General features: G+C 76.0%; 17 protein-coding genes and 3 pseudogenes. 4 read left to right on the top strand and 16 right to left on the bottom strand.

Annotated features, from left to right (window positions below):
• Positions 1-5: 5 nt before the first annotated feature.
• Positions 6-1895, bottom strand: coding sequence for a translation elongation factor 4 (lepA, locus tag GC089_RS06890; RefSeq protein ID WP_155376996.1), 1890 nt, complete (start codon positions 1893-1895; stop codon positions 6-8).
• Between the two features lie 119 nt (positions 1896-2014).
• Here lepA and GC089_RS06885 point away from each other — a divergent pair, with 119 nt between their 5' ends.
• The gene (locus GC089_RS06885; RefSeq protein WP_155376995.1) at positions 2015-2773 is read left to right on the top strand and encodes a maleylpyruvate isomerase family mycothiol-dependent enzyme; all 759 of its coding nucleotides are present in this window, start codon (positions 2015-2017) and stop codon (positions 2771-2773) included.
• A 27-nt stretch (positions 2774-2800) separates the two neighbouring features.
• Here GC089_RS06885 and GC089_RS06880 read toward each other — a convergent pair whose 3' ends face one another.
• The 3 genes and pseudogenes from GC089_RS06880 to GC089_RS18385 form a co-directional block, all read right to left on the bottom strand.
• Positions 2801-3640, bottom strand: coding sequence for a transglutaminase family protein (locus tag GC089_RS06880; protein WP_196250851.1), 840 nt, complete (start codon positions 3638-3640; stop codon positions 2801-2803).
• Positions 3637-4566 carry an alpha-E domain-containing protein gene (locus GC089_RS18390; RefSeq protein WP_196250850.1) on the bottom strand — a complete coding sequence of 310 codons (930 nt, stop codon included), beginning with the start codon at positions 4564-4566 and terminating at the stop codon, positions 3637-3639. The genes GC089_RS06880 and GC089_RS18390 overlap by 4 nt, the downstream gene beginning before the upstream one ends.
• Positions 4560-6136, bottom strand: a pseudogene (locus tag GC089_RS18385) (circularly permuted type 2 ATP-grasp protein). Before GC089_RS18385 ends, GC089_RS18390 begins: the two are co-directional and overlap by 7 nt.
• A 244-nt stretch (positions 6137-6380) precedes the next feature.
• On the opposite strand from GC089_RS18385, the gene GC089_RS06870 reads away from it, so the two are divergent.
• Together GC089_RS06870 and rpsT are read left to right on the top strand one after the other, a co-directional pair.
• A complete protein-coding gene (locus tag GC089_RS06870; protein ID WP_370514084.1) occupies positions 6381-6761 on the top strand; it encodes a type II toxin-antitoxin system PemK/MazF family toxin in 381 nt (126 codons plus the stop codon).
• Positions 6762-6905: 144 nt separating this feature from the next.
• Positions 6906-7166: a 30S ribosomal protein S20 gene (rpsT, locus tag GC089_RS06865; RefSeq protein WP_136519549.1), complete on the top strand. Its 261-nt coding sequence runs from the start codon at positions 6906-6908 to the stop codon at positions 7164-7166.
• Positions 7167-7276: 110 nt separating this feature from the next.
• Here the strand turns inward: rpsT and GC089_RS18970 are convergent, their stop codons facing one another.
• From GC089_RS18970 to GC089_RS19620, 3 genes are all read right to left on the bottom strand, one after another.
• Positions 7277-7447: a tetratricopeptide repeat protein gene (locus GC089_RS18970; RefSeq protein ID WP_155376992.1), complete on the bottom strand. Its 171-nt coding sequence runs from the start codon at positions 7445-7447 to the stop codon at positions 7277-7279.
• On the bottom strand, positions 7447-8601 hold the full coding sequence (locus tag GC089_RS06855) for a helix-turn-helix domain-containing protein (RefSeq protein WP_230685123.1): 1155 nt from the start codon (positions 8599-8601) through the stop codon (positions 7447-7449). The genes GC089_RS18970 and GC089_RS06855 overlap by 1 nt, the downstream gene beginning before the upstream one ends.
• Before the next feature lie 139 nt (positions 8602-8740).
• Positions 8741-8872, bottom strand: coding sequence for a hypothetical protein (locus GC089_RS19620; RefSeq protein WP_255449048.1), 132 nt, complete (start codon positions 8870-8872; stop codon positions 8741-8743).
• Between the two features lie 189 nt (positions 8873-9061).
• Here GC089_RS19620 and GC089_RS06850 point away from each other — a divergent pair, with 189 nt between their 5' ends.
• Complete coding sequence (locus GC089_RS06850; RefSeq protein WP_155376991.1) at positions 9062-9790, top strand: EAL domain-containing protein; 729 nt, start codon at positions 9062-9064, stop codon at positions 9788-9790.
• Between the two features lie 64 nt (positions 9791-9854).
• Here the strand turns inward: GC089_RS06850 and holA are convergent, their stop codons facing one another.
• The 9 genes and pseudogenes from holA to GC089_RS06805 form a co-directional block, all read right to left on the bottom strand.
• Positions 9855-10790 (bottom strand): DNA polymerase III subunit delta, encoded by a 936-nt coding sequence (gene holA / locus GC089_RS06845; RefSeq protein ID WP_370514083.1) that lies wholly within the window; start codon positions 10788-10790, stop codon positions 9855-9857.
• Positions 10791-11032: 242 nt separating this feature from the next.
• Complete coding sequence (locus GC089_RS06840) at positions 11033-12529, bottom strand: ComEC/Rec2 family competence protein (protein WP_155376989.1); 1497 nt, start codon at positions 12527-12529, stop codon at positions 11033-11035.
• Positions 12530-12681: 152 nt separating this feature from the next.
• Positions 12682-13446 carry a helix-hairpin-helix domain-containing protein gene (locus GC089_RS06835; protein ID WP_155376988.1) on the bottom strand — a complete coding sequence of 255 codons (765 nt, stop codon included), beginning with the start codon at positions 13444-13446 and terminating at the stop codon, positions 12682-12684.
• Between the two features lie 605 nt (positions 13447-14051).
• Entirely contained in the window at positions 14052-14966 is a 915-nt protein-coding gene (locus GC089_RS06830; RefSeq protein WP_230685122.1) for a DegV family protein, read from the bottom strand.
• A gap of 38 nt (positions 14967-15004) precedes the next feature.
• Positions 15005-17916: pseudogene (gene leuS / locus GC089_RS06825) on the bottom strand (leucine--tRNA ligase).
• Between the two features lie 173 nt (positions 17917-18089).
• A complete protein-coding gene (locus GC089_RS06820) occupies positions 18090-18788 on the bottom strand; it encodes a metal-dependent transcriptional regulator (protein ID WP_155376987.1) in 699 nt (232 codons plus the stop codon).
• 19 nt (positions 18789-18807) lie between these two features.
• Complete coding sequence (locus tag GC089_RS06815) at positions 18808-20439, bottom strand: D-alanyl-D-alanine carboxypeptidase family protein (RefSeq protein ID WP_155376986.1); 1632 nt, start codon at positions 20437-20439, stop codon at positions 18808-18810.
• Between the two features lie 119 nt (positions 20440-20558).
• Positions 20559-22568 (bottom strand): metallophosphoesterase, encoded by a 2010-nt coding sequence (locus GC089_RS06810; protein WP_155376985.1) that lies wholly within the window; start codon positions 22566-22568, stop codon positions 20559-20561.
• 58 nt (positions 22569-22626) lie between these two features.
• Positions 22627-23402: pseudogene (locus GC089_RS06805) on the bottom strand (LLM class F420-dependent oxidoreductase).
• Between the last annotated feature and the right edge of the window lie 28 nt (positions 23403-23430).

Below are 23430 nucleotides of genomic sequence, written 5' to 3'. Positions count from 1 at the left end.
CACCGTCACTTCTTCTTCGCGTCCTTCGCGTCCTTGCCGCCACCGGAGCCCGCACCGTCCGAGGAGAGCGCGGCGATGAAGGCCTCCTGCGGCACGTCGACCCGGCCGATCGTCTTCATGCGCTTCTTGCCCTCCTTCTGCTTCTCCAGCAGCTTGCGCTTGCGGGTGATGTCGCCGCCGTAGCACTTGGCGAGGACGTCCTTGCGGATCGCGCGGATGGTCTCGCGGGCGATGATCCGCGAGCCGATGGCGGCCTGGATCGGCACCTCGAACTGCTGGCGCGGGATGAGCTCCTTGAGCTTCGCCGTCATCATGACGCCGTACGCGTACGCCTTGTCCTTGTGGACGATCGCGCTGAACGCGTCGACCTGCTCGCCCTGCAGCAGGATGTCGACCTTGACGAGGTCGGCGACCTGGTCGCCCAGGGGCTCGTAGTCGAGGCTGGCGTACCCGCGCGTGCGCGACTTCAGCTGGTCGAAGAAGTCGAAGACGATCTCGGCGAGCGGCAGGACGTAGCGCATCTCGACGCGGTCCTCGGACAGGTAGTCCATGCCCTTGAGGTCGCCGCGCTTGGACTGGCAGAGCTCCATGATCGCGCCGATGAACTCGCTCGGGGCGAGGATCGTGGCCTTGACGACCGGCTCGTGCACCTCGCGGATCTTGCCGCCCGGGAACTCGCTGGGGTTCGTGACCTCGACGCGCGTGCGGTCCTCCAGCACGACCTCGTACACGACGTTCGGTGCGGTCGAGATGAGGTCGAGGTCGAACTCGCGCTCGAGGCGCTCCCGGATGATCTCCAGGTGCAGCAGGCCGAGGAACCCGACGCGGAACCCGAAGCCCAGCGCGACCGACGTCTCGGGCTCGTAGTTGAGCGCCGCGTCGTTGAGCTTCAGCTTGTCGAGCGCGTCGCGCAGCGCCGGGTAGTCCGAGCCGTCGATCGGGTAGAGGCCCGAGAAGACCATGGGCTTGGGGTCGGAGTAGCCGCCGAGCGCCTCGGTCGCCGGCTTCGCCTGGTTGGTGACGGTGTCGCCGACCTTCGACTGGCGCACGTCCTTCACGCCCGTGATGAGGTAGCCCACCTCGCCGACGCCGAGCCCCTTCGTCGGGACCGGCTCGGGCGAGATGACGCCGATCTCGAGCAGCTCGTGGGTGGCGCGCGTCGACATCATCGCGATGCGCTCGCGCGGGTCCAGCCGGCCGTCGACCACGCGGACGTAGGTCACGACGCCGCGGTAGGTGTCGTACACGGAGTCGAAGATCATGGCGCGGGCGGGCGCGTCCGCGACACCCACGGGCGCGGGCACGGTGCGCACGATCCGGTCGAGCAGCGCCTCGACGCCCTCGCCCGTCTTGCCCGAGACGCGCAGGACGTCCTCGGGCTCGCCGCCCACGAGCCCCGCGAGCTCCTCGGCGTACTTCTCCGGCTGGGCGGCGGGGAGGTCGATCTTGTTCAGCACCGGGATGATCTGCAGGTCGTTCTCGAGCGCCAGGTAGAGGTTCGCGAGCGTCTGCGCCTCGATGCCCTGCGCCGCGTCGACCAGCAGCACCGCGCCCTCGCAGGCGGCGAGGGAGCGCGAGACCTCGTACGTGAAGTCCACGTGCCCCGGGGTGTCGATCATGTTGAGCGCGTACGGCGTGCCGTCGACCTCCCACGGCATGCGCACGGCCTGCGACTTGATCGTGATGCCGCGCTCGCGCTCGATGTCCATCCGGTCGAGGTACTGCGCGCGCATGGCGCGCGCCTCGACGACGCCCGTGAGCTGCAGCATGCGGTCGGCCAGGGTCGACTTCCCGTGGTCGATGTGCGCGATGATGCAGAAGTTGCGCAGCAGCTCGGGCGTCGTCGCCGCCGGGGCGATGCGAGCCGCGGCGGCGGCGCTCGGGATCGGGGACACGCGCTCTCTCAGCTCCCGGTTCTGGTCCGTGCCGCGTCCGGCACGAGGGTTCGTCTGGGTCCGACGGCACCGGGCGCGGGGTCTGGCTCGGTGTCAGGGGTCGGTACCACCATGCTCCCATGACGAGCGACCTGTCGGCCCCACCCGTCCCCGCGGGTGCCGCTCCGCGCCCGCCCGGGGTCGACGCCACCTACCTCGATCTGCTCGCCGACCTGCAGGCGCGGTTCCTCGACGCCGCCCGGCGGACGGACCCGGAGGCGCGCGTGCCCTGGTGCGGGCGGTGGCGGGTGCGCCACCTCGTCGTGCACCTCGCGCGGATCCACCACTGGGCGGCGGCGCAGGCGGCGCGCACGCGGGAGGTGCCGCTCGGGCGCGGTCCGTTCGTCCTCGACGAGCTGTACGACGGGTGCGCGCGGGAGCTGCGCGAGACGCTCGGCGCGCTGGACCCCGACGCGACGACCAGCACGCTCGTCGGGCCGGGACCGGTGGCGTTCTGGCACCGCCGGCAGGTGCACGAGACGCTCGTGCACCTCTGGGACCTGCGCACGGCGGCGGGCGTGCCCGCGCCGTCGCCCGCGGCACTCTGGGCGGACACCGTCGACGAGCTCGTCACCGTCATGCAGCCCCGCCAGGTCCGGCTGGGCCGCATGGCGCCGCTGCCCGTGCGGGTCCGTGTCGAGGCGGAGGACGTCGCCCGCGCGTGGACCTTCGAGGCGGCGCCGGAGGTGTCCACGGAGCCCGACGTCGTCGTCGCGGGACCGGCCGAGCAGCTCGCGCTGCTGCTGTGGCGCCGCCGCGGGGCGGACGACGGCGGCGTGCGCGTGCAGGGCAGCCGGGAGGCGCTCGACCACATGCTCGCCGAGCGCACGACCCCCTGACGGCCGCACGAGCCGCGACGCCGCAGGTCAGGCCTCGCGCGTGATGCGCACCTGCACGACGAGGTCCTCGGTCGGCGGACCGGCGTAGATGCCGCGCAGCGGCGGCACGTCGTCGTAGGACCGGCCCCGCCCCAGCACGACGTGGTGCTCCCCCACGGCGACCCGGTTCGTGGGGTCGAAGCCGCACCACTCCCCGGTCCACCACTCGACCCACGCGTGCGACTCGCCGGTGACCGTGCGCCCGATCTCGCCGCTCGCGTCCGGGTGCAGGTACCCCGAGACGTACCGCGCCGGGATGCCCACCGAGCGCAGCGCCCCGAGGGCGAGGTGCGCCATGTCCTGGCACACACCCGTGCGGCGCGCCCACGCCTCCGCCGCCGGCGTGTGCACCGTCGTCACGCCGGGGACGTACTCGAGCCCGTCGCGCACGGCGAGGCACACCGCCTCGGCGGCGGCCGCGGGCGCGAGCCCGTCCGCGGCGGCGCGCGCCAGGGCGACGACCTCGTCCGGCACGGTCGTCGTCGGACCGTCGGCCAGGAGCTCGGCGAACCGGTCCCGGACCTCGGCTCCGTGCAGCAGGTCCCACCCGACGTCCAGCGAGCGCGACGGGCGCGGCGCGACCTCCACGACGTGCTCGGCCGTCAGCACGAGGCCCGTGTGGGGTGCGAGCACCTCGAACGCCGTGACGTGCGTCCCCCAGTAGTCGCGGTACTCGTGGGACCAGGTGTGCGGCTGCGCCTCCAGGCGCGACGACAGCACCTGCTGCCCGGGCTGCGACAGCGGCGTCATGCGGGCCTCGTTGTACGACGCCTGCACCGGCTGCGCGTACCGGAACGTCGACGTGTGCACCACGTGCAGCCGGCTCACAGCGCCTCCCCGACCCACGTCAGCTCCGCACCCGTCGGGAAGTACCGGCCGCGCACCGAGTCGGACGCCGCGGAGCACGCCCGCTGGACGAGCTCCATCTCGCGCGGCAGGTCGTCGAGGATCTCCATCAGCGGGCGGTACTCCAGGTTCGAACGGACGTGGCCGAGGTGGCGGCGGGCGTCGTCGACGCCCACGCGGTCGGCGACGGGCTCCAGCGCCGTCAGGCAGGCCTCGGCCTGGTTGAGGGCCGACACGATCGACCGTGGGAACAGCCGGTCCAGCAGCAGGAAGCCGGCCGCCCGCTCGTCCGGCGCCGTGCCGCGGTACGTGCGCAGGAACGCCTCGTGCGCACCGCACGAGCGCAGCAGCGTGGTCCAGCCGGGCCCGGCGGAGCCCGCGAGCGCGCGTGTCGTCAGGAGCCGGGCTGTCATGTCGGCCCGCTCGATCGAGCGCCCGAGCACCATGAAGGACCACGTCTCGTCGCGCGACGTCGTGCCGTCCATGATCCCGGCGACGATCGCGGCGCGCTCCCGCACCCACGTGAAGTAGTCGTGCGGGCGGGTGGGCCGCATGTGCGTCGGGAGCTGGTTCCACGTCGCGTTGAGGCACTCCCACAGCTCGGTGGAGACGATCTCGCGCGCGCGCCGGGCGTTCTCGCGGGCCGCGACGAGCGCGCCCGCGATCGCCGACGGGGAGAACCGGTCGTAGGCGAGGACGTCGAGCACGTGCTCGCGGCCCACGTCCACGTCGGGCGGCGGCGCCGGACGGTCCATGACCGACAGCAGCGAGCGGCAGGCGGCGTCCTCCTCCGCCCACGGGTCCTCCAGGAGGATCTGCACGTGCACGTCGAGCAGACGCGCGGTGTCGTCCGCCCGCTCGACGTACCGACCGATCCAGAACAGCGACTCGGCGATCCGGCTCAGCACGTCCCACCGCCCGTCGCCTGCTGCTGCTGCTGCATGACCTGCACGCGGGCGTCCTGGGGGCTGGAGTCGATCGGCACGGACGCGTCCTGCGCGACGGGCTGCGGCTGCTGCTGCCCGTGCTGCTGCGCGCGGCGCGGTACGCGCCCCCGAGCACCCACGTGTCCTTGGAGCCACCGCCCTGGGAGGAGTTGACGACCAGCTGCCCCTCGGGCAGCGCCACGCGCGTCAGCCCGCCCGGCAGCACGTAGACCGACTCGCCGTCGTTCACCGCGAACGGGCGCAGGTCCACGTGCCGGGGGCGCAGACCGTCCTCGACGAGCGTCGGGACGGTCGAGAGCTGCACGACCGGTTGCGCGATCCACCCCCGCGGGTCCTCCCGCAGCCGGGCGCGCAGCGCGTCGAGCTCGGACGGGGACGCCGTCGGCCCGACCACGAGCCCCTTGCCGCCGGACCCGTCGACGGGCTTGACGACCAGCTCGTCGAGCCGGTCGAGCACCTCCTCGAGCGCACCGCGGTCCTCGAGCCGCCACGTGTCGACGTTCGGGAGGATCGGCTCCTCGCCCAGGTGGTAGCGGATGAGGTCCGGCACGTAGGTGTACAGCAGCTTGTCGTCCGCGACGCCGTTGCCCACCGCGTTCGCGAGCGTGACCGTGCCGAGCCGCGCGCACGTCATGAGCCCGGGGCACCCGAGCAGCGAGTCGGAGCGGAACGCCACGGGGTCGAGGAACTCGTCGTCGACCCGCCGGTAGATGACGTCCACCCGCCGGCGCCCCTGCGTCGTGCGCATCCAGACGCGCCCGCCCGCGCAGTACAGGTCACGGCCCTCGACGAGCTCGACGCCCATCGTGCGGGCCAGCAGGGTGTGCTCGAAGTAGGCGCTGTTGTAGACGCCCGGGGTCAGGACGACGACGGTCGGGTCGTCGACGCCCGCCGGCGCCGCGGCGATGAGCGCCGCGAGCAGGCGCCGGGAGTAGTCCGCGACCGGGCGGATGCGCAGCGTGGTGAACAGCTCCGGGAACGTCTGCGCCATGGCGCGCCGGTTCGACAGCACGTAGCTGACCCCGGAGGGCACGCGCACGTTGTCCTCCAGCACGCGCCACCCGCCGAGCGAGTCCCGGACGAGGTCGATGCCGGACACGTGGACGCGCACGCCGTTCGGCGGCTCGACGCCCCGCGCCGCCCGGTGGAAGTGCGTCGAGGAGACGACGACCGACCGCGGGACGACGCCGTCCGCGACGGCCTTCTGCGGGCCGTACACGTCCGCGAGGAACGCCTCGAGCGCGCGCACCCGCTGCTGCACCCCCGGCGCGACGTGCTCCCACTCGTCCCCTCCGAGGACGCGCGGCACGACGTCGAGCGGGAAGGGGCGCTCCTCCCCCGCGAAGTCGAACGTGACGCCCTGCGTCAGGTACGAGCGGGCCAGCGTCTCGGCTCGGGCGCGCAGCTCGCCGTCGGACAGCTGCGCGAGCGCCGCGTGCACGTTGCGGTAGGCGGCGTGGACGTCGCCGTCGGGGCCGATCATCTCGTCCCAGGCCGGCCCTGCCGGGTAGTCGTCGAACAGGTCCGCCATGGCCGCGAATCTAGCCCCGCCGTGTCACCGCCGCGTTACGGCACGGCGCCGTGCCGACGGGGCGGCGGACGGGCTGCGCCGGACCCGTGCCCGGGGTACGCCCGCTACGCTCGGCGCCCGTGAGCCCGCGCCGTTGGACGTCCGTGCTCGGGCCGTCGCACGAGGGGTGCTCCGACCGGCACGCCGGACGCCGCGCGCGCCGGGCACCGCCCGCCGGGGCCGGAGCGCGGCGACGCCCGGGCCGGTGCGCCCGACCTACGCCCCTGCCGCGGACGGTGACCCGGACCCCGGCGAGGTGGTGTGGGCGTGGGTCCCCTACGAGGACGACCCCGCGCGCGGCAAGGACCGTCCGGTGCTCGTCCTCGCGCGCGAGGGGCGCACGCTCGTGGCGCTCATGCTCAGCAGCCAGGACCACGACCGCGACGCCGCGGACGAGGCCCGCCACGGGCGGGTGTGGACCGACGTCGGCACCGGCGGGTGGGACGCGCGGCGCCGGCCGAGCGAGGTCCGGCTCGACCGCGTGCTGCGCCTGCCTGCGCACGCCGTGCGCCGCGAGGGTGCCGCGCTCGACCGCTCGGTGTTCGAACGGGTGGCCCGTGCCGCCGCTCGCCTGCACGGCTGGTAGGATCCTGATCCGCGTGTCCGCCCGGGTCGGCGGGCACCAGCGCAGGCCGTTCCCCGCGGGTGTCCCCACGCCCCAGTCCCGGCGCTGCGCACGCCCTCTACGACCTGTCAGATCGCTTCGGCGACCACACCAGAGAGTCCACACGTGGCGAACATCAAGTCCCAGATCAAGCGCATCCGCACGAACGAGACGGCGCGCCTGCGCAACAAGGCCGTCAAGTCGGAGCTGAAGACGTACATCCGTCGCGTCCGCGAGGCGGTCGCCGGCGGTGACAAGGACGCCGCTGCCGCGGCGCTCGTCGTCGCGACGCGCAAGCTCGACAAGGCCGTGTCGAAGGGCGTCATCCACGCCAACCAGGCGGCCAACCGCAAGTCGGCGCTGGCGAAGTCCGTCAACGGCCTCTGACGTCCCGCAGGCCGGCCGGCGCACCGCACCGGCTCAGCCGCACAGCACGTCGACGCACGAGGGCGTCACCCCGCGGGGGTGACGCCCTCGTCGCGTGTGGTCGCCGGCCGTCAGCCCAGCGACCAGGTCTGGTGCGGGATCCCCGTCGGGAGCGACGGCTGGAAGCCCGCCTCCCGCAGCGCCCGGTCGTACGCGCGCGCCGCCTCGTCCACGTCCCCGCGTCGCAGGTAGCGGTCCCCGAGCTCACGCCACACGCCCGCGGAGTGGCGGGTCGCCGCCATCATCCCGAGCATGTCCGCGCCCCACCGGTACGCCGCGGCGGCACCGTCCTGGTCGCCGCGGGCGTCGAGGACGTCCCCCAGCGCGAGGTGGGCGGTCGCGGCCTCGAGGCGCGGGGCGTCCCCGAGCGCGGCGAGCGCAGCGCGGGCGTCGGCCTCCGCGGCCTCCGGGTCCCGAGCAGCAGGTGCGCGCGCGAGCGCTCGACCTGCAGGCGTGCGACGTCGAGGGTCGAGCCCACCGCCGACAGGCCCGGCTCGGCCTGGTCGATCTGCTCGAGCGCCGCACGCGGGTCGGCCGGCTCCGAGCGCAGCAGGAGCCACGCGTAGTTCACACGCAGGCGCGGCAGGTCGCGGTCCGGCTCCCCCTCCGAGAGCAGCGCCAGGGCCCGTTCCGTGTAGCGCTGCGCCAGCTCGTAGTCGCGGCGCTGCTCGGCCACGAGTGCCGCGTTCCAGTACACCGACCCGCGCCCGCGCGGCGTGCCGAGGGACTCCGCGAGACGCACGAGCTCGGCGGCACGGTGCGTCGCGTACATCAGGTCCCCGCGCTCGACGTACGCCCACAGGACCGTGGACGCCAGGCGCAGGTGCTCGTCGGTGCCGACGAGGTCCGCCTGGTCGAGGTCGGACAGCGTGCGCTCGCCCACCTCGACCGCGCGGTGCAGGTCGCCCGCCTCCAGGTAGCAGCCCACGAGCGCGGTCGTCAGCACGGCCGCGCGCAGCTGGTCGTTGCGCCCCTGGGTCTCGGCGAGCAGCGGCTCGAGGATCGTGATGGCCGCCTCGAGCTCGCCGCTCATCTCGTGCGCACGCGCGAGCGTGGTCAGCGCCTCGGAGCGCAGGGTCGGCGTGACGACCGCCAGGTCGAGGGACTTGATGCGGTGGACCGCGCCGGCCGGGTCGCCGCTCGCGAGGTCGAGACGCGCGTAGTCCAGCTCGAGGCGGGTACGCGCCTCGTTGGGCCCGTCGTCGCCGTGCTTGAGGAACTCGAGGGTGGTGCCGAGCCGTTCGGCCAGGACGGTCAGTGCCGCGTCCGTGGGCTCCCGGTGCCCGGCCTCGATGAGGGAGATGTAGCTGGGCGAGAACGCGTTCCCGGCGAGGGCCGTCTGGGACAGCCCGGCCGCCAGGCGTGCCTCGCGCACGCGGTCACCGATGGTCGACATGGCAAGTCATTGTACGTGTGACGCCGCTCGGCGCCAGACCTTCACAGCGGCGAGTCGACGGCGCGTCGGCAGGGACGCAGGGCAGGACCCGGCGGGGCGCCTCGCGACGTCGCGGGCGCCCCGCCGGCGGGTGCTCCGGTCAGACGGCGTCCTTGCAGCAGCCGCTGGCACCGCCGTTGAGCGACACCGACGACGCGGTGACCGCGGGGACGCTTGCGGCGAGGGATCCGGCGATCACGAGAGCGGCGAGGGCGCTGGCGACGGACTTCATGTCGTTCTCCTGTCAGGGCTCGGCGCCTGGGCGGGGACTTCGACGCCCTCGCCAGGCCGAGGGCGTCGCGGCAAGGGTGACACACCGGGAGGACCCGCGTGAACCGCGCGGACGGCTGACCGGCGGATCCGTCGATTCCACCCTGGGGAAGGGTGATCACACGGTGAGACTTGTGGTGTCATAGTCGCCATGACACCCGATGCCGGCGAGTCCGCGCTCGCGCAGCTGGGGGCTGCGGTCGACGCGGCGATCCCCCGCGAGCTGCGGCGCGCGTGGGAGGAGCACGTGGCGCGCCGTCCCGTGCTCGTCGCCCGGCAGGGGATCTACACCGCACACGGCCGCCCGTTCGGCTACCAGTTCTCCTACCGCGCGCCCGGCCACCACGCCGACGTCGCACGCGGCTGGGGCCGGCGCGACCACGAGCGCGCGACCGAGCACGTGCTGCGGGCGACCTTCGGCCGGGCCGACCTGGAGAGCGTCGCGCACGGGCGTCTGCTGTTCGTGCGCTGCCCCCGGGCGCACCTCGTGGGCGAGCTCGAGCTGCCGGCGCGGCCGGACCGGCTCGTGATCGAGGTCAGCAGCGCCACGGAGGTCGACGGCCAGGTGCTCGCCGGGATCCGCCGCCTGCGGGAGCGCGGGTTCCGCGTGGCCCTGCCGTCCTTCGTGGACCGGCCCGACCAGCGGCGGCTGCTCCCCCTCGCGGACGTGGTGAAGATCGACGTGCGCGACCTCGACGTCGAGGGGCACCCCGTCGTGGGTGTCGCCCGCTCGTTCGGCGCCCTGCTCGTCGCCGAGTACGTCGAGACCCAGGAGACGCTGCGGCACGCGCGGGACCTCGGGCTGACCCTCTTCCAGGGCAACCTCATCGAGCGGGCGGGCGTCCTCGACCGCGCCGGGGCGCGGCTCGTCGGACGGTGAGCGCGACGGCGCACGGCTCGGCGGACGCCGACCGCTGACGCCCCCGCGTGGCGCCGCGGCACCGTCAGCGCTCGACGGCCGCCGCGACGCGCAGCACGGCACGCTCCACGGCGAACCGGGCGTCCCGCCCCTCGCCCTTCACCTCGGCGTCCGCCTGCGCGACCGCGGAGATCGCGGTGGCCAGCCCCTCGGGCGTCCACCGCCGCAGGTCGGCCGCCGCGCGGTCGACCTGCCAGGGCGCCATCCCGAGCTCCCGGGCCGCCGCCGCACCGCGCCCCCGCACGGCTCCCACCTTCGCCAGGGTGCGCAGCCGCGCCGCGAGGGCGGCCACGACCGGGACCGGGTCGAGCCCGGTCGCCAGCGCGTGCCTCAGGAGCGCGACCGCTCGGCCGGCGTCACCGGCGACCGCCGCGTCGGCGACCTGGAAGCCGGTCGCCTCGACCCGGCCGCCGTGGTACCGCTGCACCGCTTCCTCGCCGATCAGGCCCGTGGTGTCGGCGACCAGCTGCGCGCACGCGGCCGCGAGCTCGCGCAGGTCCGAGCCCACGGCGTCGACCAGCGCGCGCACACCTCGGGCGTCGGCGCGACGGCCAGCTCGCGCGAGCTCGTCCTGCACGAAGGCAGCCTTGTCGGCGTCCGACTTCACGGTCTCGCAGGTGACGGTCGGCACGGACGCGGCGCGTGCCGCGTCGAGCAGCCGCTTGCCGCGCTGGCCGCCCGCGTGGCGCAGGACGACGACGACGTCCGGCACGGGTGCGGCCAGGTACGCCTCCGCGTCGAGCAGCAGCGCGTCGCCGGCCCGCTCGACGCCCTCGACGAGGACGACCTTGCCCTCCGCGAACAGCGACGGGCTCGTCAGGACGGCCAGCTCCCCCGCCGTGTACTGCGCGGCGTCCACGCGCGCGACCTCGACGTCCGGGTCACGTTCCCGCACGCGTGCCACGACGCGCTCGGCGGCACGCTCCGCGAGGAGCTCCTCGGGTCCGGAGACGAGCACCACGGGAGCCGGTTCCGCCTGCGTCCAGGGCACACCGGCCGGCGCGGAGCCGCGCCCACCCCGCCCCGAGGACGACGAGCGCGCGGACGAGCGGGACGACGGACGGGGCGGCACGCCACCAGTGTGCCGGACGGCACCGACACCTCCGGTGCCGCAGGCGCGGCCGGCCCGCCGACGCGTGCGAGGCCGGTGACGTCAACGACGTGCGCCGCGCCGGACGAGCAGGACGGCCGCCGCGGTGGCGGTCAGCACCGCGGCCACCACACCCAGGGGACCCGGCAGCCAGGGCACCGTCGCCGCCGGCAGCGCCGCGCCGGTGCGCGCGACCGTACCGATCCACCAGCAGGCGGCCCCCGCCACCGCCGCGAGCCCCTCCGCCCCGCGGGCCACCAGGGCGCGACGAGCACAGCCGCCAGACCGAGCACCGTCGCGGGCGCGACCACGGGCGCCGCGACGAGGTTCGCGGGCACCGACCAGACCCCGAGCGTCGGCCACAGCGCGAGGACCACCGGCAGGCAGCCGAGCTGTGCGGCGACGGGTGCGGCCAGGGCCGCGGCACCGGTCCGCCTGCACCAGGGTGACCACCGGGCCACCAGACGCGGGCCCACGGCGACCAGGCCCGCGGTGGCCGCCACGGAGAGCGCGAAGCCCGGGGCGAGGGCGAGCCAGGGGTCGTGCACCAGCAGGACCACGACCGCCGTGCACAGCGCCGCGGGCCCGACGGACCGGCGGCCGGCGAGCAGGGCCAGCAGCCCGACGGCACCCATGGCCGCGGCGCGCACGACGCTCGGGGCGGGGCCCACCACGAGCACGAGCGCCGCGCCGGCACCGGCGACGAGCAGCGCGCGGACGGGCACGGGCGCGCGGACCGCGCCCGCCACGCCGAGCACGAGCGCTCCGACGAGCGCGAAGTGCGCGCCGGACACGGCGGTCAGGTGGCTGAGGCCGGCCGCACGCATCGCCTGCGCCAGGTCGTCGGGCACCGTGGCCGTGTCGCCCACGGTCACCCCCGGCAGCAGGGCACCGGCGTCGCCGGGCAGCGCGGCGGCGAGCGCCGTCGCACGGCCTCGCGCCGCGGCCGACCAGGCGGACCACGGGCCGGGTCGGCTCGAGACGGTCGGCGGCCGCACGAGCGCGACGGTGGCGGCCGCCCGGTCGCCGGGCTGCCCCGGCCGCGCGCGGCCCTGCGCGACCAGCCGCGTGCCGAGCGGCGGGAGGTCGCCGCCCGCCGGCCCGGCGTGGTCCGGCTCTGCCTCCACGAGCAGCACGAGAGGCACGTCCGCGGCGATCAGACGGCCCGTCGCCGCCTCGCGCACCTCCGCCGCGACGACCGGGACGTGCGTGCGCGTCGGCCCCGCTCCCCCGCTGCGGACCCGCGGCGGTTCCGCCACCCGTCCGACGACCTCGACCGCGGTCCCCGCCCGTGCCGCGGCCACCAGCCCGGCGGGCCGGGACGCGGCCTCCTGCAGGCCGCCGGCGACGAGGACGGACGCGGCCACGGCGGTGGCGAGCAGGACCGCGGGCGTGGTCCGCGCCCGGCGTGCGCGGCGCGGCCCGAGGAGCAGCGCCACGGCGAGCGGTACGGCGACGGCGCCGACGGCGACCGTGGCGGGGCCCGGAGCGAGCACGACCCACGCGGCCGCGGCCCACGCGGCGAGGGCCGACGGCAGCAGCCGCAGGTCGGTGCGCGGAGCGTCCGGCGGGGCCGGGTCCGCGGCGGCCTGCCGGCGCCTGCCCGGCACAGGCGCGCGCGGTACGAGCGGCAGGTCCGGCACGCGAGGCACGCGCGTGGCGGCCGGCACGCGCGGCACGGGCGTCGGGGCCGGCGCGCGGGATGTCGCAGTGCGCGCCGCCCGTCCCGGGCCCGACCGCGCACGCGCGGGGCGCGCGCCGCTCACACCCGCACCAGGGGACGCAGCCGCTCGAGCACGGCGGGCCCGATGCCGCTCACGTCGTCGAGCTCGTCCACCGAGGTGAACGGTCCCCGGGCACGCCGCTCGAGGATCCGCTGGGCGAGCACCGGCCCGACGCCGGGCAGCGCGTCGAGCGCCGCGGCGTCCGCCGTGTTGAGGTCGACGCGGGCGTCGGCAGACGGTGCTGCCGGCGGCGCGACGCCCTCGGCGCCGGCTGGCGCGGGTGCCTCGCCCTGGCGCGGCACGTGCAGCTGTTCGCCGTCCACGACGACGCGCGCCAGGTTCAGCGCCGCGAGGTCCGCGCCGTCGGTGCCGCCGCCGGCGGCCGCCACCGCGTCCGCGACGCGGGCGTCCGCGGGCAGCGTGACGAGACCCGGCGCGCCGACCGCCCCGACCACGTGCACGACGGCCGTGCCGGCACCCGGTGCCGCCGGTGCCGTGGGAGTGCCGACCGCGTCCGGGCTCGTCGACGACGCCGTCGGTCGCAGCACCTCGACGGCATCGGTCCGTGGCGCGGTCGACGCACGCAGCGCCACGCCACCGGCCAGCAGCGCCACCGCGAGGCCCGCGACCGCGGCGGCGCGGGGGGTGACGGCCCACCGGAACCGGACGGGGTCGCGGTCGCGGTCGCGGTCGCGGTCGCGACGACGGTCGCGGTGACCCTCGCCCTCCCGCTCGTCGTACCCGCGTGCGTCACGCTCGCCCGCCGCCGCCGCGCCCGCCGCGACGTCCGCGAGCGCACGCACGGTCCGGACCGGCGCGTCCGGACGCGCGGCCCCCGCGGCGAGCGGCGCGACCGCGGGGCGGGGCACCCATCCGCCGGCCGCGGACGCCGACCCCGCGCCGGCGTCGCCACCTCCGGACGACGTCCGCCGTCCGGTGGTGCTCCCGCCCACGGTGGTGGTCCGGAGCGGAGCGAGGCCCCAGGACACCACGGCGCCCGCGGGAGGGACCCGGTCCCCGGCGTTCCACGTGTCGTCCTCGTCGGTGGACGCGCCGCCGGCGGACGCGGTGCCTGTGGTCGCCGTGCCGGTGGTCGCCGTGCCGTGGACGAGGTCGTCCCACCGGGCACCCTCGTCGGTGGACGCGACCCCGGTCGCCGCGGCGTCCTGCGCGGCCCGGCTCAGCGCGGACGACCATCCGGCCAGGTCGCGCTCGGACCCGGCGGGGGCGGGGAGGCGCCCGCGGCGAGCACCGAGAGCCGGTGCGCGACGGCGGGGCGGGACGGTCGCGGGAGAGCACGCGGGGACGCTAGGGCGACGACGCCGCCCGGTCCGCCGACCACCCGGCCCCGCGTGGACGGCGCCGCCGGAGCGCCGGGCTGTGGGCGGGCGGCGCCGGTGCGGCCACCTCAGGCGTCGGCGACGACGACCGCGAGCAGCCCCGGTCCGGCGTGCGCGCCGAGCACCGCCCCCGCGTCCGCGACGACGGCCTCGACCGTCTCGGCGTGCCCCGTGAGCCGCTGGGCCAGGGCCTCGGCCGCCGCGGGGTCACCCGCGTGGTGGACGCCGAGGCGCACCGCCCCCCGTGCCCCGACCTCGGCCGCGGCGACCTGCTCGAGGCGCTCCCGCGCCGCGCGCCGCGTGCGCACCTTGTCGGCCACGACGACGCGGCCGTCCTGCACGGCCAGCAGCGGACGCAGCCCGAGCACGGTGCCGAGCGCCGCCGCCGGCGCGCTGAGCCGGCCACCGCGTCGCAGGTGCTCGAGCGACTCCACGAGGAACCACGTCCGGGTGCTCGCCGCGGTGGCCGCGGCGACCTCCGCGACACGGTCCACGTCCGGCCACGCGGGTGGCAGCACCCGACGGCGCCCGAGGGTCGGTGCCGGCCGCCGGCGGCGCTGCCGCTCGGGATCCACCGCGGCGGGTGCGACGGGCGTCGCCGCGCACCGTGCGGCCGCGAGGGCGGCGAACCCGAGGCCCAGCGCGACGGTCCCCGAGTCCACGACGCGCACCGGCACCGGGCTCACGGTCGCCGCCGTGCGCGCCGAGCGCACGGTGCCCGACATCTCGCCGGACAGGTGCACGGAGACGATCTCCCGCGCGCCGGCGGCGGCGGCGCGCTCGTACGCCGCCGCGAACGCCGAGGGCGGGGGCTGGGACGTCGTGACGCGCGCGCCCCGCTCGAGCGCGTGCAGCAGCTGCGCGGGCGTCACGTCCACGCCCTCGACGTGGCGCACCCCGTCGATCGTGACGTCGAGCGGCACGACGGTCAGCCCCGCCGCCGCCGCGAGGGCGGGCGGCAGGGCCGCCGTCGAGTCCGTCACCACCGCGACCCGGCGCGGGTGCGGTGCTGCGCGCCCGGTCAGGCGGGCACCACGTTGACGAGCTTCGGCGCACGGACGATCACCGTGCGCACGTCGCGACCGTCGAGCGCGCGCAGCACGCCGGGGTCGGCCAGCGCGATCGCGCGCAGCTCGTCGTCGCTCGCCGACGGCGCGACCTCGGCCCGGCCGCGCACCTTGCCCGCCACCTGCAGGACGCACGTGACCGTGTCCTCGACCAGGTACGCGGGGTCGGCCTCGGGGAAGCGCGCGTGCACGACCGACCGCTCGTGGCCGAGCCGCGACCACAGCTCGTCCGCGATGTGCGGCGCGACGGGCGCCACCATGACGACCAGGGCCTCGACGGCCGCGCGGGGTGCGCGCTCGAGCGTCGTCAGGTGGTTGTTGAGGACGATCAGCTTCGCGATGGCGGTGTTGATCCGCATCGCCTCCATGTCCTCCCGCACGTCCGCGACGGTGCGGTGCAGCAGGCGCAGCGTCTCGGTCGTCGGCGCGTCGTCCGACACCACGAGCTCGCCGGTCTGCTCGTCCACGACGTTGCGCCACAGGCGCTGCAGGAAGCGCTGCGCGCCCACGACGGCCCGCGTCTCCCACGGTCGCGACAGGTCCAGCGGACCCATCGACATCTCGTAGACCCGCAGGGTGTCGGCGCCGTACGCCTCGTACATCTCGTCGGGCGAGACGACGTTCTTCAGCGACTTGCCGATCTTCCCGTACTCGCGGTGCGCGGGCTCGCCCTGGTAGCTGAAGCCGGTCGGGGACGACTCGTCCTCGACGACCTCGGCCGCCGGCACGTGCACGCCGCGGTCGTCGGTGTACGCGTACGCCTGGATGTAGCCCTGGTTGAAGAGCTTGTGGAACGGCTCGGCGCTGCGCACGTGGCCCAGGTCGTAGAGCACCTTGTGCCAGAACCGCGCGTAGAGCAGGTGCAGCACGGCGTGCTCGACGCCGCCGACGTACAGGTCGACGCCGCCCACGGAGCCCGCGTCCTGGTGCCCGTGACCGGGGCCCAGCCAGTACTGCTCCAGCTCGGGGTCGACGACCGCGTCGTCGGCCCGAGGGTCCAGGTAGCGCAGGTGGTACCAGCACGAGCCCGCCCAGTTCGGCATGGTGTTGGCGTCGCGGCGGTACCGCTTCGGGCCGTCACCCAGGTCGAGCTCGACGTACAGCCAGTCCTCGTTGCGGCCCAGCGGCGGCTCCGGCTCGGAGTCCGCGTCGTCGGGGTCGTACGTGCGCGGGGAGAAGTCCGGGACGTCGGGCAGCTCGACCGGCAGCGCCGACTCCGGCAGCGCGACCGGGTTGTCGTCCTCGTCGTAGACGATCGGGAACGGCTCGCCCCAGTAGCGCTGGCGGCTGAACAGCCAGTCGCGCAGGCGGTACGTGACCGTCCCCTCCCCCACCCCGCGCTCGGCGAGCCAGGCCACGACGCGCTCCTTGGCCTCGGCGACGTGCAGCCCGTTCAGGTCGATCTCGTCGTTGGCGGAGTTGATCACGACGCCGTCACCGGTCCGCGCGCCCTCGGGGTGCCCTCCGGGGCGTCGACCGTGTGCACGACCGGCAGCTCGAAGGCCTGCGCGAAGGCGAAGTCGCGCTCGTCCCCGCCGGGGACGGCCATGATCGCGCCGGTGCCGTAGCCCATGAGGACGTAGTCGGCGGTGAACACGGGCAGCAGCGCACCGTTCACCGGGTTCACCGCGAGGTGGCCCGTGAAGACGCCCGTCTTGCGGCCCGCGTCCTGCTGGCGCTCGACCGCGGTCTTGGCCGCGGACTCGGCCCGGTAGGACGCGACCGCGTCGGCGGGCGAGCCGTGGCCGCCGGTCCAGGCGTCGCGCGTGCCGTCGGGCCAGGCCGCGGGCACCTCGTCCAGCAGCGGGTGCTCGGGGGCGACCACCATGAACGTCGCACCGAACAGCGTGTCGGGACGCGTGGTGAAGACCTCGACCTCACCGCCGCCCTGCACGGCGAACCGCACACGCGCACCCGTCGAGCGACCGATCCAGTGCCGCTGCATCGACTTGACCTTCTCGGGCCAGTCGATGCGGTCCAGGTCGTCCGTCAGACGGTCGGCGTACGCCGTGATCCGCATGTTCCACTGGCGCAGGTTGCGCTGGAACACCGGGAAGTTGCCGCGCTCGGAGCGGCCGTCCGCGGTGACCTCCTCGTTCGCCAGGACCGTGCCCAGGCCCGGCGCCCAGTTGACGGGCGTCTGCGACAGGTACGCCAGGCGGCGGGCGTCGATGACGCGCCGGCGCGTGGCCTCGTCGAGGTCCGCCCACGTGGCGCCGGGGGTCACGCCCTCGACGTCGGAGGGCAGCGGGCGGGCGCCGGACGCGTACTCCTCGACCAGCTCGGACACCGGGCGCGCGCGGCCGCGGCCCCCGTCCGGGCGGACCGCGTCCTCGTCGTACCAGGCGCCGTAGATCTGCAGGAAGATCCACTGCGTCCAGCGCACGTAGTCGGGGTCGATCGTGGCGAACGAGCGGCGCGGGTCGTGCGCCAGCCCCAGGCGGCGCAGCTGGCGCTGCATGATCGCGATGTTCGCCTCGGTCGTCGTGCGCGGGTGCTGCCCCGTCTGCACCGCGTACTGCTCCGCCGGCAGGCCGAACGCGTCGAACGCCAGCGCGTGCAGGACGTTGTCGCCGCACATGCGCCGGTAGCGGCCCACGACGTCCGTGGCGATGTACCCCAGCGGGTGGCCGACGTGCAGTCCCGCGCCCGAGGGGTACGGGAACATGTCCATCACGTAGAACGGACGCGCGGACGGGTCCGCGTGGTTGCCGTCGCCGTCGGTCAGCGGGCCGGAGGGGTTCGGCGTGTGGAAGGTGCCGCGACGCTCCCACTCGTCCTGCCAGCGGAGCTCGATCTGCTCCGCGAGCGCGGCGGTGTACCGGAAGGGGACGTCGTCGGGGGTGGTCTGGGGGGCCTGGCTCATGGTCGTCCTTCACCGCGGGTCTCGTCGGGGGTCAGCCGGCACCACGCGCACCGCGGCGAGGGACCGGCCTAAGGGGTCTCGCCGCGGCGTCGAAGGAGGAACGTGCTCGCCAGCACCCGCCGACCTTACCGCTCCGCGCGGGCGCGCCGACAACCGGGAGCGCCCGTCCGGGCCTACGCCGGCAGGGGCTCCGCGAGCCAGATCGCGCTGGCGGCGACCTCGCCCAGCTCCACCCGCGCCGAGCCCGTCGCGTCGGCACCGATCTCCACGCTGACCACGCCCGTGACGGCCCGCCGTTCCTCGAGCCGCACGTGTGCGTCCAGGACGAGGCCGACGTCGTCGAGGTAGCGCAGCAGCTCGGGGTCCGCGTCGGAGATCCGCGCCACCACGTAGTCGCCCGGCTCGACCTCCCACATGACCCGTGCGTCCGGCAGGTGCACCGACCCGTCGGGGCCCGGGATCGGGTCGCCGTGCGGGTCGCGGTCGGGATGACCCAGCAGCTCGGCGACGCGCTCGACGAACCGGTCGCTCACCGCGTGCTCGAGCACCTCCGCCTCGTCGTGGACCTCGTCCCAGGCGTAGCCGAGCTTCTCGACGAGGTACGTCTCGAGCAGGCGGTGCCGGCGGACCATCGCCACGGCGTGCGCGCGGCCGACCTCCGTGAGCTCGACGGCGCCGTACGGGCGGTGCGTCACGAGGCCCGCGTCGGCGAGGCGGCGCACGGTCTCCGACACGGTGGACGGGCCCACGCCGAGCCGGCCGGCGAGGAGCTTGGTCGTCACGGGGGCGTCGGACCACTCCTGCGCACCCCAGATCACCTTGAGGTAGTCCTGGCCGACGGCCGTCAGCGGGGCAGGGCTCTCCGGTGTCACGGTGACCAGGGTAGGCGGGTCAGCGTCCGTCGACGCTCCAGTGCCACGGCTCGCCGGGCAGGTTGCGCAGCCCGTAGTCCTCCGCGTGCTCCGTGAGCCACGCGTAGGCCGCGGAGCCGGTGCCCAGGGTCCGCCCGCCCGACGTGAAGTCGATCGCCAGGCCCCGCTCGTGCCGGGACGAGCCCGGCCGGGCGGTGCTCGGCGAGCAGGACGAGGCGGGCGCCTCGTACACGTGCCAGTCCGTGGGCCCGCAGTGCGCCCGCCGCAGCGCCACCTGCTGCTCGGGGCTGCGCCAGCCGCCGCCCCGCAGCTCGACGCCGTCCGCGCGTGCCGCCTCGACGAGCGCGTCGACGGACTCCGCGAGGCATGGGTGCACCCGGAACCCGGTGCGCGTCACCACGGTGTCCGCCTGCGCGACCGGCCCGTCGACGAGGTCGCAGTCGGCCGGCTGCGCCTCGCTCGCGACGGCCTCGGCCGGCACCGCCACCTGCCACAGCACCTCGCCGACCGGCCCCAGCAGCACCGCGGCGGCCTCCTCGAGCACCAGCCGCGCACCGGCACGGCCGGCGGTCGCGGTGCTCCAGACCGCAGCGCCCGCCGCGTCGACGAGCACGAGGTCGCCGTCCGGCTGCAGGCGCACGGCCGTTCCCGTCGTCGTCCCGGACGTCCAGACCGGCTCGCCGTCGTACGACACGACGAGGGCGCCCCGGAGCACCTCGACCCGCAGGTGGCCGGACGGCGACCCCAGCGACGCGCCGGCGCGCAGCTCGCCGCCCGGTCCCAGCTCCGAGGGACCGATCGGCGTCCGCGACGACCACACCGGCGCACCGCCGGCGTCGAGCAGCACGAGGTTCCCGTCGTCCTGCAGCGAGAGGGTCGTCCCGCCCTGGCCCGCGGTGCGGCTGCGCCACAGCCACCGGCCGTCCTCGTCGACCGCGACGAGGTTGCCGTCGCGCCGCAGCTCGAGGGCGACCGCCGGGGCCGCCGGACCCGAGGGCGCCGGGTCGGCGCCGTCCGTGCCGCGCGGGCCGTCCGCGGCCGCCGCGCCGTCGGTGGCCGGGCGCCCGTCCACGGCAGCGCCGTCCGTGCCGGGCGTCCAGCGGACGGTGCCGTCGGGACCCATGAGCTGCACGCCGACGTCGGGCAGGACGAAGAGGTTGTGCAGGCCGTCGGGCGAGGACAGGACGTCGCCCGCCTCCAGGCGCACGGGGCCGGAGCGGGTGGCCGGCTGCTGCGCCGTGCCGCTCTCCCACGCGACGGCACCCGCGGCGTCCTCGAGCACGAGGGCGCCGTCGTCGCGCAGCCGCAGCGTGCCGCCCGGCGCGCTCGCGCCCGCCCGCCACACGACCGTCCCGTCGGGTGCCACCACCTCGACGTCACCGGCCTCGCTCGTGCGCAGCGTCGAGCCGGGCACGCCGCGCCCCGACGACCAGCGGACCTCGCCGCCCAGGCCGTGCAGCCCCAGCGAGCCGTCGGCCGCGAGCACGAGGGTGTGCGCACCACCCGGCGCGCGCAGGCCCTCGCCCGCGGCGAGCGTCTCCCCCGCGCGCAGCACGTCCTCGCCGGGCGCGGCGACGGCGGGCGCCCCGGACGCGACCAGCAGCGCCGCGACGAGCGGCACGGTCAGCACGACGACGGACGGCAGGCGCACGCGTTCCTCCCCCGGGCGTCGGCGCACCGCCCCTGCGGACGCCGACGCAGGACCAGGCGAACATCTCCCGGCCGCGAGCGCAAGACCCTGCCCGCGCCTCGTACGCCCCGGCGCCGGGATCACCCGGTGCCGGCGGAGCCCCCCGTACCGGTGCCCGTCGCCGTGCCCGGGTCGCCGCCGGCGGGGTCCACCGCCTGCGACCCGCCCTCCTGGTCGAGCCCGTCCTGCGCCCCGTCCTCCTGCTCGGGCCCGTCCTCCCGCTCGGGGTCGTCGCCCGACCCGGGCTCGGGCGCCGGCTCGGGCCACGGCTGGCGGTCGAGGACACGGACGGTCGCGTCCGGCGACACCTGCACCACCTGCACGTCGAGGAAGCGCCGCTCGCGCGGGTCGAACCGCAGGAGCGTCATCTCCGCGGCACCGCGCAGCGGCCCGACGGTCGGCTCGCCGAGCGTCGCACCCGCCGTGCTCGAGCTGATGAAGCGCACGCCCCGGCCGACCTGCTCCGGGCCCACGCGCCGGTGGTAGTGCCCCGAGACCTGCGCCGGCACGCACCCGTCCTCGAGGGCGTCGTCCCCCACGGTCGGCGTGTGGATGAGCAGCAGGTCGACGTCCCGGGCGTCGCAGGCGACCTCCGCGAGCCGACGTGACGCCTCGCCGGGCGTCTCGTCCACGGCGGACGTCGTACCGCCGCCCACCCGGGTCTCGTTCACGTCGCGGTCGCCCAGCACCCGCACCCCCGCCACGTCGACGACGGAGCCGTCGAGGACCGTCGCCCCGGCGCGCGCGTACCGGCGCGAGGTGTCGGCCGAGTCGTGGTTGCCCGGCGACGTCACGAGCGGCACGCCCGCGGGCACGGCCCGCGCGAAGGACGTCACGCAGTACTGCTCGACCGACGTGCCGTTCATCGTCGTGTCGCCGGCGTCGAGCACCGCGTCCACGTCCGCGAGGCGCGCCAGGGTGCCGACCAGCGGCGCCATGCCCACGTTGCAGTGCAGGTCCGAGACCACCAGCAGCACCACCGGCTCGACCTCGTCCTGCGTCGCGGCGTCCGAGGGGCGGGCTCCGGCCGCCGTGGCGGTGGCGGTCGCCGTCGCGCCCGGGACCCCCGCGCCGTCGGTCGCTCCCTCCTGCGGGGCGTCCTGCCCCGCGGCGCCGGCACCGGCGTCGGCCACGGGGTCGGCCACGGGGTCGGCGGCAGGGTCGGTAGCGCCGCCCGCCGTGGGGTCGGCGGCGGGGTCGGCCGCGGGGTCGTCGGGCGACGCACCGGGCGTCGGTGCCGCGTCCTCGGCCGCACGGGCGTCCTGCTCCTGCCGGTCCGCCCACGCGACCGCGAGCGCCTCGTCCGCGGTGGCGTAGAACTCCTCGTTGCGGCGCCACGCGTCGACCGCGTACCCGCCGTACGTGTCGATCACGCCGCCGAGACGTCCGGTCACGCGCGCACCCGCGAGCGGTGTCCCCTCGAAGACCGCGGAGGCCACCGTGCGCACGGACGGCCGGTCGGGCGGTGCGACGCTCGACGTCAGGACCGTCGCCCCGGTGACGACCGCGAGACCCGCCGCGACGGCGGGGCGCCGGTACGGGCCCAGCCGGGCCGCGAGCTCGGCACGCCGGGCGGCGCCCAGGAGCAGGCGGCCGGTCCACCACACCACGACGAGGACGACGAGCGCGAGGAGGGACCGGGCTGCGGCGTCGGCGACGAGCGCGACCACGACGTCGCGCACCGCCGCCTCCGGTCCGGCGAAGAACTGCAGGTACGACGTCAGGTCGTCCCCGAGCGCCTGCAGCGTCGTCGCCTCGTCCACCTCCGTGAACTGGGCGGGGATCTCCTGCACGGTGGCGCGTGCGCCGAGCGTGAGCGGCAGCGGCGAGTCGATCTGCAGCGTGCCGAGCGGGCCGAGGTCGATCGTGACCGTCGCGTCCGTCGTGACGTCGTAGCGGGCCAGGTGGGGCCCGAGGGACGCCTGCACGGACGCGGTCGTGACCCCGAACACGACGGACGCCACGACGGCGAGCACCGCGAGCACCAGCGTCGACGCGCGCGGCCACCGGAGGCGCAGGGGCCGCCGCCACCAGGGCGTCGGGGCCGCGGGTGCCTCGGCCTGCGGTGCTGGGGTCCGCGGGTCGTCCATCGGCCCCGAGCCTATGCGCGACCCGGCGCGTCCGCCTCGGCGCGCCGCGCCCACCGCGTCACAGCGCGTCGCGCCAGCGCACCCACCTCTCGGCGCGGCCCAGGTCGTAGTCCGGTCCGCCGGCGCTGCACGTGAACAGGCGCACGCCCGCCGCGAGCAGCTCGTCGGCGACGTCCTCGGGGTCCGACCCGTCGACGCCGATCGAGCGGGTGACCAGGGACGCCGTGTCCCGCCCGACGTCCCGGCCGTGCTCGTCGAGGACGGCGCTCTTGCGCCGCAGCGTCTCCGCGTCGCCGAACGAGTGCCAGACGTCGGCGTGCTCGGCGACGACCCGCAGCGTCTTGCGCTCCCCGCCGCCGCCGATCATAACGGGGATGTCCCGCGTCGGCGTCGGGTTCATCGCCGCCCAGCGGGCCTTGATGCGCGGCATCGCCTCGGCCAGGTCGGCGATGCGCGCGCCCGCCGTGCCGAACTCGTACCCGTACTCGGTGTAGTCGCGCTCGAACCACCCCGCGCCGATGCCCAGGATCAGGCGACCCCCGCTGATGTGGTCGACCGTGCGCGCCATGTCGGCGAGCAGGTCCGGGTTGCGGTACGAGTTGCACGTGACGAGCGCGCCGATCTCGACGCGGCTCGTCTGCTCCGCCCACGCGCCGAGCATCGTCCAGCACTCGAAGTGCTTGCCGTCGGGTCCCCGCTGAGGGGGAAGAAGTGGTCCCAATTCATACAAATATCAACACCGACATCCTCAGCCCTTCGCAATGCATCCCGAATCTGACTGTAGTCCGCGTGCTGCGGCTGCAACTGCACTGCGATCTTGACTCGATCTTCCACTTGACCTCCTCCTTCGTTGGACCTGACC

This window comes from Cellulomonas sp. JZ18 (genome assembly GCF_009720485.1).
Classification (GTDB): domain Bacteria; phylum Actinomycetota; class Actinomycetes; order Actinomycetales; family Cellulomonadaceae; genus Cellulomonas.
This window is presented reverse-complemented; position numbering and strand designations above follow the sequence as displayed.

Bases quoted from the DNA above. Each gene is read 5' to 3' on its own strand.
- GC089_RS06850 (WP_155376991.1), top strand. From the start codon at position 9,062: ATGACACCCGATGCCGGCGAGTCCGCGCTCGCGCAGCTGGGGGCTGCG.
- GC089_RS06885 (WP_155376995.1), top strand. From the start codon at position 2,015: ATGACGAGCGACCTGTCGGCCCCACCCGTCCCCGCGGGTGCCGCTCCG.
- GC089_RS18970 (WP_155376992.1), bottom strand. From the start codon at position 7,447: ATGGCGGCGACCCGCCACTCCGCGGGCGTGTGGCGTGAGCTCGGGGAC.
- GC089_RS06810 (WP_155376985.1), bottom strand. From the start codon at position 22,568: ATGGACGACCCGCGGACCCCAGCACCGCAGGCCGAGGCACCCGCGGCC.
- GC089_RS06855 (WP_230685123.1), bottom strand. From the start codon at position 8,601: ATGTCGACCATCGGTGACCGCGTGCGCGAGGCACGCCTGGCGGCCGGG.
- GC089_RS19620 (WP_255449048.1), bottom strand. From the start codon at position 8,872: ATGAAGTCCGTCGCCAGCGCCCTCGCCGCTCTCGTGATCGCCGGATCC.